This is a genomic window from Succinivibrio sp., from assembly GCF_045124615.1.
Lineage (GTDB): Bacteria > Pseudomonadota > Gammaproteobacteria > Enterobacterales > Succinivibrionaceae > Succinivibrio > Succinivibrio faecicola.
In genome coordinates, this window is the sequence record NZ_JBGVMC010000253.1 from 1 (window position 1) to 12,165 (window position 12,165).

Annotated in this window: 13 protein-coding genes; 4 read left to right on the forward strand and 9 right to left on the reverse strand. The window is 34.9% G+C overall.

Annotated elements, in window-relative coordinates; translation table 11 throughout:
• The coding region (nrdD, locus tag ACJML3_RS06575; RefSeq protein WP_406021701.1) for an anaerobic ribonucleoside-triphosphate reductase at positions 1–543 on the forward strand (543 nt) is incomplete at its 5' end.
• A 98-nt stretch (positions 544–641) separates the two neighbouring features.
• Here the strand turns inward: nrdD and ACJML3_RS06580 are convergent.
• From ACJML3_RS06580 to ACJML3_RS06595, 4 genes are all read right to left on the reverse strand, one after another.
• Entirely contained in the window at positions 642–1,256 is a 615-nt protein-coding gene (locus tag ACJML3_RS06580; RefSeq protein WP_406021703.1) for a hypothetical protein, read from the reverse strand.
• 70 nt (positions 1,257–1,326) lie between these two features.
• Positions 1,327–2,472 (reverse strand): DNA polymerase III subunit beta, encoded by a 1,146-nt coding sequence (dnaN, locus tag ACJML3_RS06585; protein WP_406021705.1) that lies wholly within the window; start codon positions 2,470–2,472, stop codon positions 1,327–1,329.
• A 17-nt stretch (positions 2,473–2,489) separates the two neighbouring features.
• Positions 2,490–2,954: a hypothetical protein gene (locus ACJML3_RS06590; protein ID WP_406021707.1), complete on the reverse strand. Its 465-nt coding sequence runs from the start codon at positions 2,952–2,954 to the stop codon at positions 2,490–2,492.
• 11 nt (positions 2,955–2,965) lie between these two features.
• Positions 2,966–4,063, reverse strand: a complete 1,098-nt coding sequence (locus ACJML3_RS06595; protein WP_406021709.1) for an NAD-dependent epimerase/dehydratase family protein — start codon at positions 4,061–4,063, stop codon at positions 2,966–2,968.
• 83 nt (positions 4,064–4,146) lie between these two features.
• Here ACJML3_RS06595 and ACJML3_RS06600 point away from each other — a divergent pair, with 83 nt between their 5' ends.
• From ACJML3_RS06600 to ACJML3_RS06610, 3 genes are all read left to right on the forward strand, one after another.
• Positions 4,147–4,467 (forward strand): hypothetical protein, encoded by a 321-nt coding sequence (locus tag ACJML3_RS06600; protein ID WP_406021711.1) that lies wholly within the window; start codon positions 4,147–4,149, stop codon positions 4,465–4,467.
• 238 nt (positions 4,468–4,705) lie between these two features.
• A complete protein-coding gene (locus tag ACJML3_RS06605; protein WP_406021713.1) occupies positions 4,706–4,903 on the forward strand; it encodes a hypothetical protein in 198 nt (65 codons plus the stop codon).
• Complete coding sequence (locus ACJML3_RS06610) at positions 4,900–6,519, forward strand: hypothetical protein (protein ID WP_406021715.1); 1,620 nt, start codon at positions 4,900–4,902, stop codon at positions 6,517–6,519. Before ACJML3_RS06605 ends, ACJML3_RS06610 begins: the two co-directional genes overlap by 4 nt.
• Before the next feature lie 159 nt (positions 6,520–6,678).
• Here the strand turns inward: ACJML3_RS06610 and ACJML3_RS06615 are convergent, their stop codons facing one another.
• Genes ACJML3_RS06615 through ACJML3_RS06635 form a run of 5 tightly spaced genes read right to left on the reverse strand, consistent with a single transcriptional unit; the run spans position 6,679 to position 12,076 of the window.
• Entirely contained in the window at positions 6,679–6,969 is a 291-nt protein-coding gene (locus ACJML3_RS06615; RefSeq protein ID WP_406021717.1) for a hypothetical protein, read from the reverse strand.
• A gap of 8 nt (positions 6,970–6,977) precedes the next feature.
• Entirely contained in the window at positions 6,978–8,111 is a 1,134-nt protein-coding gene (locus ACJML3_RS06620; RefSeq protein ID WP_406021719.1) for a hypothetical protein, read from the reverse strand.
• Positions 8,112–8,501 carry a hypothetical protein gene (locus ACJML3_RS06625; RefSeq protein ID WP_406021721.1) on the reverse strand — a complete coding sequence of 130 codons (390 nt, stop codon included), beginning with the start codon at positions 8,499–8,501 and terminating at the stop codon, positions 8,112–8,114.
• A gap of 9 nt (positions 8,502–8,510) precedes the next feature.
• Positions 8,511–11,873 carry a hypothetical protein gene (locus ACJML3_RS06630; protein WP_406021723.1) on the reverse strand — a complete coding sequence of 1,121 codons (3,363 nt, stop codon included), beginning with the start codon at positions 11,871–11,873 and terminating at the stop codon, positions 8,511–8,513.
• The gene (locus ACJML3_RS06635; protein WP_406021725.1) at positions 11,873–12,076 is read right to left on the reverse strand and encodes a hypothetical protein; all 204 of its coding nucleotides are present in this window, start codon (positions 12,074–12,076) and stop codon (positions 11,873–11,875) included. Before ACJML3_RS06635 ends, ACJML3_RS06630 begins: the two co-directional genes overlap by 1 nt.
• Between the last annotated feature and the right edge of the window lie 89 nt (positions 12,077–12,165).

Sequence of the window (12,165 nt, forward strand, 5' to 3'; positions counted from 1 at the left end):
GATAAATGCAAGGAATGGAAAAAAGCCGAGGGTTTGGGTTACAGCCTGTATTCAACTCCTAGCGAATCCTTGTCTCACACTTTTGAGAAAAAGGATAGAGCCGAATTTGGTATTGTTAAGAACGTTACTGATAAGGAATACTATACAAACTCATTCCATTTAGACGTGCAAGTAAAAACCGATCCTTTCAGTAAGATTGATTTTGAGTCTCCTTATCCTCAGTGGGCGAGTGGTGGATTTATCAGTTACGTGGAAACACCTAACATGATTCACAACTTAAAAGCACTGGAGGAATTATGGGATTATGCGTATGATAAAGTACCTTACTTTGCAATCAACTCACCGATAGATAGTTGTACGTGTGGATTCATGGGCGAGAGTGTGTTTAAGGATGGAAAGTTCACCTGTCCTAAATGCGGAACAAGCGATCCTCAGAAGTTACATGCTATAAGACGAATCTGTGGGTATTTAGGTGAAATCAACAGCCGACCTGTAAACAAGGGTAAACTTGACGAGTTTAGTAAGAGAGTTAAACATTGTTAAAAGTTGTGGTATAATGTTTCTGTAAATCAGTCAAAAAGACAAAAAGTTAAAGCCTATCATTCAGATAAATTGGCGTATTCTGATGATAGGCTTTTTTGTTACTTGGAACTGTGCTTGTATCGTTGGCTTTTCTGCATGAGTATAAGTCTCACTTCTGGATCTGTACTACACCTTAGATTTTTTCTTACTGTTCCCAAAGCAAGACCAAAATGGTCACATATATCCTGCGTTGTTGCAAACCATTGATCTCCTATTTGCACACCTTTCTTTTTCTCTAAGAGGATAGATAAACTTTCAACAGCATCAAAACCTTTGTTCATCATCGTTCTTAATTTGTAAATGGTTATACCTAGTTTTTGGCAAGCGTCTGTTCTGTTTAGATAAGTTTCTCCGTTAAAATTAATTGTATGATGAAAACGTTTGGTATTAGTTATAGCCTCCTCTAAGCTCATGCCGTTTCTTAATCGTTTAACTATGCAGGTATAATGTTTTTTCATTTTTAACTGTGTGCATAAATCTCTTATGTCTTTAAAAGTTTTTCCATTATAAACAATTTTTCCCCTAGAGGGTGTTGTTAAAGCCTGCTCTAAAGACATACCGTGTTCCATTCTATATGTTATGGTAGATGGGAAGTGTCCGTAATGTCTACACATAACGACAAAATTCTGAAATTCATTTCCTAAATGGTCTTGAGTTTTTGTACCAACTCTCATAATATCTCCTTAAATAAAAAAGCCCTATAACGTATATTATAGGGCTTGAGTAAAAGTTAGTCAAGAGGTTTTATACAACTACTCTGCTAATAGTATAAATAACGTGATCGTCAGGAAGTTCATTGGTACGTGTTGCACACTGTTGTTCATTATAAGAAACGAACTTTCCATTATTGCTGTTTTTACTGAGCAGAATACAAACTTTATCGTCAGGCAGATTAGACAGTACGTACAGTAGATACTCTGAATTAAAAGCAGTTTCATACAAGTCTGTATTACTTTCTATTGTGATACAATCTTCTGCTTCTTCGTGTTTAGAGTTTTTACTTTGGATATACAGTTCGTTACCTTTTACCACGAGAGAGACAGCTTTATTTAAATTATTTGCAGTAACGGCAACACGTTTAATGGATTCTGCAAAATCGTCTTTATCCACAATCAAACGAATATCAGCATTAAAGTCGATAATAGGTTTTACATTAGGGAACTTGGCGTCAATCAAAACGGAAGTCATGGACACTCCGTCAATATCCAAAGACACGGCTTGTTTATACACTCTCAAACAAGCTGTTGGTTCTTCTGCATTTTTCACCAAAGTAGAGATAACATCAATGGTTTTCTTAGGAATAATTATTTCAGTTACGTCTGTATTGGAAATGCCAGAGGAGGTCTTTGTAAATGCCATCATGTAGCCATTACTTGAAACGACTTCGATTTTATCCTCAAAAAATACTATATTTAATCCTTTTAAAAATGTACGATAGCTATCTGCCGATACACAGTTTTTAGTAAGTTCTATTACGGCAAAAAGGTCTGCTGTTTTAAAAGTTGCAGAGCACAAGGTATCTGTTGGCAACTGAATATTAGGAAAAAGTTCTTCGTTTAACATCTGTAAAGTATTTTTAAACCTGCCACTTGTGATAACAACTCTATCGTTCTCATTAGTTTTGATGCATATCTTTTTGGTCTTGTCTAATTTTTTGACAACATCACAAAGCATTTTAGCGTTGACACAAACAATGCCGTCAGCATTATCGTCAGCAATATCAATTTCTATATCGGTAGATAACACTACTTCGCCATCGGTACAGGTAAGAGATAACGTATCTTCCTGTACTTGCATGTGAACACAGCTAGTTACATCTGCCTTACCCACGGCAGGTAATACTTTGTTTAATCCTGTTAATAAATCTGATGGAAAAATATTAAGTTTCATAGCAATCCTCTATTTGTTTAAAAATCTTTAAAAATAGCTCGCAACCATTGTTTTTGATCATCGGTCATATTATCAACAAATATATTGATAATATAAAAATCTTTAATAATATCAAACTTGTCTGTTTTGTTACAAGGTTCATATCTGTAACAGAAATTTATGACGTATCGTTTTATTCCGTCATTGTTGTTAGAATGTTTTTTAGCTAATCTCCATGTAAAGAAATTTCTATGTCCCCAAAACCCCATATAGTTTTTGCTAGGAGATATAAAGAAAAGCTGAACATATTGATTTTCTAAAACAAAGCCGTCAATAGTAGGTTCTCTCTGCACCCACGAAATGATTTCGCTTTCGTCAAAAAAATAACCTTTTAGATTATCCATTCTTTCAGGAATATCAAACATCGATGCAAAGCACTCTAAGTATTCCTCATTACTTAGAAATTTATTTACAACATCAGTAAATTGTAACTGGTAAAACATTTTATCCCTCTTTACAAAAGTAACATTTTGTATAATATCTCAAATCGTTTTTGTTGACAATGTATTGTATCTTTTTGCTTAACAAAGATGTGTCTAAGTTCTGCGAGATTTTTCTTTTGTTCTGCTGTAAAATAAACGGGTGGCTTAAACAGAATACTCGGCATATCTGATAGCATACTGATAAACTGTTCATAAGCTGTATTACTATCTAATGGATAAAAAGTAGTGACACTTTTATATGAAGTAGACAAATTTTTATCATTCACATATTCTATATTAAACTGTTTTTGCGAACAACAGTAATCCGCAAATTTGGTAATGCTATAATTACTCCATTCATTATTTGGATTTATCACGCCACCTTTAACATACTGTGGAATATTTGATTGCTCATATTGAGTAATTGTATGCAGAAAAATAGTAATCAGTTCAAACATACTAATGAAGTTACGCTTATATACAGTATCACATACCCCGTGATTATCAACAGATAATAATAATGTTTTATCTTCAAACATAGCACTTCTTACAGCCTGTTCAAAAGCGTTACCCTTGCTTTCGACACCTGCCAACGAACCAAACGGATTAGTTATTATAACACTTTTATAATAAGTATTGTCAAACATGCTTTCTGTACGTAAAATTCCGTCTGACAAACGTTTAGACCATGAGTATGGATTCCAATGATCACGACAGTCAAGTTCTGTTATAGAAGAAGCTTGAATAAAAGAACGACACTGTAAAGCATGAGAAATTGTAATAGCAGAATAAGTAGTCAGCAGATTGTTCCCTACTGTTTTTGTAGGATTTATAATACTTTCGGGGATACTTTTATCAGCAGAAAGATTGATGATAGTATGTGCTTTTATTTTTTGTTGTTTACACCAAGTAATAAAATCTTGAGTTTCAGCCATTATTGATAAATCAGCTTTAAAAAAACTGAACTTTCCACAGCATTGAAACCCAGTAGTATCAAAGTATCTTTTTACCTGACCATTCTCGGCATTTCTGTCTACGCCTACAACATTGTAACCGAGTCGGAGCAGAGTAACCAACAAATTAAAACCTATATAACCCAGTACACCTGTGATAACTATATTGTTTTTCATAAAATCTCCAAAAAAGTATTGACCAATGATTGTAATTAGTGTAGCATATAAAAAGTTAAAAAGCAATACGAGGAATTTATTACATGACAGACAATACAAACTTAACAGAACAGGAAAGACTTGACACACTGAAATCAATGTCTGATGTTTTAACAAGAGACGTATCAAGACGTTTAGACGAAATCAATTCACACCTTAATGCAGTGGATTTAGCATTAGAGGCTATTATCGAACTATATAATAAGACAATAGAGGATAGAGATGATGTGTTATTGGTTACGCTTATTAGAATAGCTAACAAGTATAGAGATCAGTTTGTGGTATGGAAGCAGTTTTTGGATGAAGATACTACAATGGTGGCTGAAATCACCAAGCGTTTTTCCCGACAGGTGCAGGAAGATTAACTTTTTGAAAAATGTGATATACTATAACAAAAATCAAATTTTGTGAGGTATATCATGTTTTTTAAACTAATTACACATACAACGAATTATAAGCCAGTAACAAAGCAATATCATTTTACATATGCAAAGAATGAAAGTGATTTTGTTTACATGTTACGAAGTTGAAATAAGTGCTTATAACTATATAATAGGCGTAGCGTTGTATGGCGTTACGCCTTTTTAATTTTAAGGACAGACAATGAGTACAGATGTAGAAGATTATTATGTATGCACTGATGATAGATTTAACGATAAAAAAACAATTCGTTCTTATCACGAATGGGAAGAATTGTATTACAAAAAGATGTACCCACTGCACAAAGGTAAGAACATGAAGATGTATTTAGAGTTTGTAGAGTGGCATTATGTTTATTTAAATTACAGGTACACAAAATGATTTATCGCTTAGAAAGAGAATTTAATTATGCCGAGCATTGGTGCTGTGCTTTAACGGCAGATCAGACTATGCTTTTTGCGATTAATCAGAACAGAGAATATTTTTTTATTGACACCGGCAATAAAGACAAAGCTGTTCAGTTATTATCGAATTTTGTAAACAACAAAAACATTTTCTTATCATGGGATATAAAAGTTAATTTATGGTGTAGAGAAAAGTTTAACATTATGCCGATAAACATGTTGTTGTTTACGCTGGTCAAAAGAATTTCATATAAGCTGGCATGTTGCAGAGCAGGTCTTGAACGCATAAGTGTTGCAGACAACGACAAAAACAACTGTGCGTTACAGGCACAAAACATATTAAGCATATACAGAGATCATTTATATGAAAAAGTTTTTATGATTTTGTCTCTAAGTAAGGAATATAAAATAAATTTCATAAACACAAATCCCAGTGCAGTCATAGAGAAGATACCGAATATAAAAGTAGCGTATAAAACGCCACAAAAGAGATTTTTTTATAAAGCACCTGATTCTATTAATTTTGTAAATCCTATATTACAGAGAGTGTTTGAGCAGATCACAAGTAATGAGTTTATTGTGCAAGGAAACACCATTACCCATGCGTACTTACCACAAAAGCTAGACCTTAATGGAGTAAGTGTCAAGATAGGTTTTGGAGGGATGCATGGTTTTAGCGATAGTGGTTTATATAAAACAGGAGAGAGTGTAGAAATAAATGATTACGATGTTACTTCGTATTATTCGTCTTTAATTTGTAATGAACAAATACTAAAAGATATATTAGGAGAACAATTTGTTGAGGAATACAGACGCATTGTTACGCAGAGAATACAGGCAAAACAAAGCAATCCTAGTTTGGCAAAAGGATTAAAAGAGATTATAACCTCTGTTACAGGCAAACTGAATTATCCTCAGTCGAAAATCTACAATCCACAGGCTTATATACAGCTAACACTAACAGGTCAGTTGTATATGCTGATGATAGCAGACGATTGTGTAAAGCATGGCATAAAGGTGCTTTCAATAAACACTGATGGTTTAACTGTATTAGACGATGTTAATGCAACAGAGACTTCTGAAAGTATAATCAGAAAGATGGAATATATAACAGGATTTAAATTTGACAAGACAATGTTCAGTAGTTATTGCAGTCGAAACATCAACTCGTATTATGCTGTTAAAAGCAACGGAGATATAAAGACAAAAGGTTTATGCAGTGCTGATAGAAGTTTAGATAATAACAACAGTGATATAGCCATAAACAAATTAGTGTCACAGACGCTTGTCCACGGAGGAGAACCGATGCTGTATTTAAAAACATTAAAGCCATGTGATTTTGTTAATATAGCATGTCAGAGTTCGGGAGAGACAATAAGGTTCTACAAGGCCATTGGTTGCTCCAACAATGCGTTGTATTTCACGGATGGAACGAGAGTACCAAATTCCGAACGATGTGCCATAGTGAACAATACAGAGCCGTTACAGACGATTGTACCTAAAATAGATTATGATTATTATTTAGATAAAGCTCAAAGCGTATTAGACGGCATCTGTATAGAATGTAAAAAATTTATCAGTCCAGTTTGGTAAAAATCAAAGAGTCTAATTTGTAGAAGATACAAGCACCTATCAGTTGCCCTAAGATAATGTTATAAGCCAGCTCTAACCCTAGAGCTTCAAATAACATCATAAAGGGCAACATCACAAAGCCACTTAATATCCATCTCAAAAGATAAATACTAAAACGTTTCATAGCATCAAAACCATTTTTTTATACTCAACAGCTATAGTCATTTCAATTTTGCAACCACGAAATCTATACCAGTCTTGAGCAAAAACAACAATGTCGGCTTCTGATAGTTTTTGTATGGCAGTACCTAAACAATATACAGGGTCTTTTTTATCACCATCAGGAATAAAAGAATCTATAACGTCAACATCTGTTATTATTTCATGTAAACGCTTGATAAGTTCCTGTCGTTCTGCCTTGATTTGTTCAGTGGTTTTTTCTCTCATTCCTTGCGAAATAAAAACTTTCATATTACCTCCTAAATACTAGGTTCACTTAAAAGTTGATAACTAGGTGTATATGGAGCTGTTATTTTAGCACCATTATATATTTCCACTTGAGCAATACCTCTATTATATGCGTTTTGATAATTTGAACCTGCCGTTCCTAAATACACACCTGTTATTGTGGCGTTATAATTGTAACTGCTAGACCCTGACCTGAATTTTGCACCATTTACATAAGAGTCATAGTTATATCCTGATGCTGTACGTTCTATTACAAATACAAATTCGTTTATATCATCAGATCTGACCATATAACAGAAATCTCCGCCACTTTCGCTAGAACTGCTGTCAAAAAAGTCTCTCTCTGAGGATTTACTTAGTAAGCCACACCAAAGGGAAGAACTACTAAAGCCAAATTGTAATCCGTAAGTATTGTTGTCTGAATAATCAGATGCAACTCTGCTCGGTGTTAAAAATCGCAGATAGTTATAAGAATAACTAGAGCTTGCATAGACTAAAAATCTAAAGGTTTTGACAGTTCCAACAGTATCAAAAACAATACTAGGTATATTGACATGTCTACCACTATTGTTACTTTTTTGGTCGCTAGATCCCGTGGAAAGTCGATAATTTGTTGTCGTTTCGTGATATGGAGCAGGTTCAACAGCCATTAAAACAGGTCTGAAATTATTTGTTAAAGCTGTCATTCCATACAATTCTTCTGAGCCGTCAACAGTGCCGTTAGGGATTAAATTCCACAGAGCCTCCAAATCGCTATCAGCAGGAACAACCGAATAACGATTACCGATGCCAAAACCTGCGTTAAGAGACGGAGATGGAATTTGCATCCAATATGTAGTGTCAGTAGGAAGTGCTGTCACGTTATCTTGCATACACCAATAGGCGTTGTTGTTATAAATTACAACATCATTGATAGCATAAGTATCGTTGCTGTTATAAGCTCCTTTAGGAGTAACACCTTTGCTCACGCACATAAAATAGTTTGTATTTGTTGGCAAAGTACCAGCAGGAACGCTTGTTGTTGCCGTATATAAAGAATTTTCATATACGACAAAATCATTTTTAGTATACGCTGTGCTACTAGACCATAAGCGAGTGTTAAAGCCAATTTTGCCTAAATTGATTGAATGAGTTTGAGTAGACATTTAATATCCTCTAGTTAAATTATTGAAAATTTTTGTAAAGCCCTTTTGATAATTCCAATAATAATAACTGCTTTTATCAGCACTGTAATAAGAGCAGTAATACAAAGCACCTTGAAACGGCAAAACTGTCATTAAATTCACAATGGAGTTCTGCATATCTGATCGCATTGGATGGTAGTTCATAACATTTGCACACCACGTATCACCGACAGCGTAACTACTGCTCGATGATGCCATGTAATCAGGGTAACTACCTTTATTATCTTTTTTAGCCATATAAACACAGTTATTATAATGCACTGTGTTTAATGCCTGATAGGTTGCTGTATTATCCCACTTTCCACTGAAAGTAGGATTGAAATAACCTATATCAATCCTAACTTGTGTCATATTATTTCCTTAAACTTCAATTAAACGATAAAGCATACCATCTTCATCAACGCCTAATTCGGTAGCAAAGTTTGTATCAGTGATTCTGAGTATAACCTCGTCATTAACAGTTTCGGCTGTTATCGGATAGTAAGTATTTGTTTCCAAAACAAGCTGAGAGAAGTTATTTATTCCGAAAATAAAACTTGCTTCTCGACATTCTCCCTCAATAACAACAGGCTGATAACAATACGTTGTAGCACCATTGTCTACTCTATAACTGCTAATAGTGAATCTTACATAACGTTCAATATCGCAAGGCAGTCTTGTACTCATATTTAAATCTGTAGTGGTGTATACGTATCTCACAGAGCCACTATTGTTAGACATAGCCACTTCATACGCAACACCTGATTCGGCTGTAATATTTGTGTTATCAGTCCATAATACAAAATTATCGGTAAGCTGTGTAAGTCTGTTTCTAGGCTTCCATGTTAAAGCAGTTGAATAATATAAATCGAACTGTTTCAGGTCAGGGAAGAACTGTCCACCTTGTTTCACGCATGCAGGAGGGTACGGCATGTAGGCTCTGCCACTAACAGAGGTTTCAATACTTTCACACAGATTTAAATTCTGCACGTCTTTATCAAGAGTGTAAGGGAATTTAAATAAATAATTTCCAGCAACGTAATCATTAGTATTATACAGGTTTTTATCATTCATTTTAAAGAAATAAATTACTGCACCTGCATTATGTTTTTGTGGTACTGTATCGAACAAACCTCTAGCAATACTCAAAGTATTGTTCTTAACACTAACCTCACCAATACCGATTATTTCATCGTCAATAAGTCCGACATAAGAGTTGTCAATTCTACTCAAATCGCTCTCTTTAGTAAAAATTAAATTGTTGTCTAACTGTGCGATGTTATTAACTAAAACGCATGAAGCAACAAAATCATTTTTATCTGTACTGCCGACAGAAGTCCATGTTTCGCCATTATCAACGGAGAGATAATGTTTTGCTCCGTCAAGTTTAACAGTGTTGTATGAACTGATGAATACGCCTACTTTACCACCTGTATTAGAAGTTCTGTCAAGCAGAGCGTCAATATCCTCTCCAAACTTGTATAGAACATAGTACGGAAGTTCCATAGTTTTAATAAACTCGATGTTGCTAGGTAAAGGTGTTTCAGGCTCTACATCTACAGGTTTAACATATCCAGTAGAGTTAGGCATGAAGAATTTATCCTGTACAATTTCCATTGTTATTTCATTGGAACTGCTACCACCATATGTTATTTTGAACACACGGAATACAAGATTATCAATGCCGAGGTGAGGGAAGTTCAGCTTAATACAATCACCGAGGTTTAAAAATCTACCAGCCAAACCAACTTTGATAGTACAGCTAAAGAATTGTCCTGATGTTTCATACAAGTCTCTTTGAGCCAGTTTGTCAGCAACGGTAGGGAAGTAAACATAAGGATAATCAAAATCAGCGTTGATAATTTCGCCTTGTGCCTGCATAAGAGCCAAGTCCTGATAAACAATAGAAGCATCTTCTCCTGTCTTGAAGTTTTTATACTTGCATGTGACTTGATTAACACACTCGCTTAATGCAGTACGCTTAACGTTACTGATTTCCAACACATTAGACGTATCAAATACAAGCAGTTCAGCAGGATCATAATCAGCTCTAAACAGCTTTATCTGAACAAGCCCTGTCGCTCTGTCTACACGTAAAGTACCACCGATAACCTTTAACACTTCTCCGATAAAATCAGATACTTTATCGTCACTTTCAAAGACAAATGAGATACCCATTTTCTCGTTATACAAAGTATCTGCCACGGCTCTAAAGTTAGCATCATCAATAACGCTTTCGTCTTTACCCAATCCCCATACTTTACTTGTGATTGCTTCACGGATTGCATGAGCAGGATTGTAGTCTAATTGAGAATTGTCGTATTCAGAACTACCATCCTCTAAATCACGAGCAAATGCCACGGCAATATCACCACAAACACAAATCATATAATTATAAGTAAGCAGGAAGTAAGTGTTCTCACCAATGTCAGAAACAGGTAAAGTATCAGGTATTGTGTAGGTTTCAATTCCTGTGCCTGATTGTGAATAGAAAATTGATACATGGTATTCGTCATTATTGTCGTGAGATAGAATGTAAGTAACACCTTTTTCAGAATCGCAACCGAAGCAGTCAAAAGTATCAGCACTAGGCTTGTTCACGAAATGACCGTGAGTATTTTGGGCAGAGCCGTGGTTAGGATTAGTATAACCATATATAGTTATTTTGTTTCCTGACCGAGTGCTGTAATATGCTACAAGACCATCTGTAAACACACAATCACATGAAGATAGACCACCGATTGAACCATCGTCACTTGTTACAACAGTAGTAGTACCATAATGACCACCTATTGTATACTTTTCAGTAATACCAAGTCTATATTCAAATGTATATGTACTACCTTTCTTTCTGATAGCAAAAGTATTAGCGTTGGAACAAATGTAATGCTGAGAGGTCAGCCACGGATCATTATTGTTGAATGAATAATCAGAGACTTTTTCAAAATCACATCTATAATTATCTGTAAAGCCATATTGATATAAAGTAGTATCATAATATTTACGATCCATATCACATGGGTAAACAACAGTAGCCACTTCTGTTGATGGTACATACCAACTAGGAGCGACCATATCTCTTTTTGCATTAGGAACGTTGTGTTCGCCTGTGGTTTTTAAGGAATTACCAGCATCAAGTTTTTTGATGTTTAAGTATTGACTAAATCCAATACTTATTAAGTTTTTATCAGGAGAAAAATAACAGATTAAATCATTATTGTTTCTGCTACTTGTTGCATGTAAAAAAGCATGATTAGCAAACGCTTTGATGTAACGAAAACGAGATTCAGTAGAAACCGAGCCATAATAAGAAATTGTAGCTTTTTCTCTGTACCAATTATCGGAGTAATCAGCATTTTTCAGAGTAGATTTAATTCTGAAATGCCATGGCTTAGAATAAGGATTGTTGCCTAAATAAAAATCTTTAGCCACCAAAGAAACAACACCTCTTGTAGCACTCAGTATATCTTTAATTTTGGAGGCTAAATAATTACTTTTGTTTTGTTCAGGAGAACCAAAACGAGCTTCACACCAACCTTGCACACCACCCTCTGACGATTTCCCGCCAAAGAGTTCAGGCTTGTCGATATAAAACTCTTTATTTTCTACAATAGGATCAACCCATGCTTTTTCTTCATTAATTTCAATTTCCACAATAGCATCGGCAGGTGACATGCAAATCACCTGTTCCATTGTTGCGTAATATTTGACTGGCTCTGCACCACTCTTTCTTGAATGACCCATTATTGCTTTTCCTCGTTATCTATTTCTTTTTGTTTTAGGTCTATAACCTTTTGCACATAGCCGTCAATCTCTATTTTAGATTGTTCAATACATACGCCATAACGAACTAAATGCCTGAAATCTATGCCACGAGCTTTGCAGTAGTCTTTTACACCACGTACACAATATCCAGCTCGCAGACAGTCTTTTATGTAGATAATCATGTTATCCTCCTGTTGTGTAATCATTAGTCCAACAAGTAATTTGAGTTGATGATACCCACGCTGTTCCACGGACAACAGCTATCTTTCTA

Excerpts from the sequence above, each read along its gene's own strand:
- ACJML3_RS06630 (WP_406021723.1), bottom strand. The coding sequence starts at position 11,873 with ATGGGTCATTCAAGAAAGAGTGGTGCAGAGCCAGTCAAATATTACGCA.
- ACJML3_RS06600 (WP_406021711.1), top strand. The coding sequence starts at position 4,147 with ATGACAGACAATACAAACTTAACAGAACAGGAAAGACTTGACACACTG.
- ACJML3_RS06610 (WP_406021715.1), top strand. The coding sequence starts at position 4,900 with ATGATTTATCGCTTAGAAAGAGAATTTAATTATGCCGAGCATTGGTGC.
- ACJML3_RS06580 (WP_406021703.1), bottom strand. The coding sequence starts at position 1,256 with ATGAGAGTTGGTACAAAAACTCAAGACCATTTAGGAAATGAATTTCAG.
- ACJML3_RS06605 (WP_406021713.1), top strand. The coding sequence starts at position 4,706 with ATGAGTACAGATGTAGAAGATTATTATGTATGCACTGATGATAGATTT.
- ACJML3_RS06590 (WP_406021707.1), bottom strand. The coding sequence starts at position 2,954 with ATGTTTTACCAGTTACAATTTACTGATGTTGTAAATAAATTTCTAAGT.
- ACJML3_RS06625 (WP_406021721.1), bottom strand. The coding sequence starts at position 8,501 with ATGACACAAGTTAGGATTGATATAGGTTATTTCAATCCTACTTTCAGT.
- dnaN (WP_406021705.1), bottom strand. The coding sequence starts at position 2,472 with ATGAAACTTAATATTTTTCCATCAGATTTATTAACAGGATTAAACAAA.
- ACJML3_RS06635 (WP_406021725.1), bottom strand. The coding sequence starts at position 12,076 with ATGATTATCTACATAAAAGACTGTCTGCGAGCTGGATATTGTGTACGT.
- ACJML3_RS06595 (WP_406021709.1), bottom strand. The coding sequence starts at position 4,063 with ATGAAAAACAATATAGTTATCACAGGTGTACTGGGTTATATAGGTTTT.
- ACJML3_RS06620 (WP_406021719.1), bottom strand. The coding sequence starts at position 8,111 with ATGTCTACTCAAACTCATTCAATCAATTTAGGCAAAATTGGCTTTAAC.
- ACJML3_RS06615 (WP_406021717.1), bottom strand. The coding sequence starts at position 6,969 with ATGAAAGTTTTTATTTCGCAAGGAATGAGAGAAAAAACCACTGAACAA.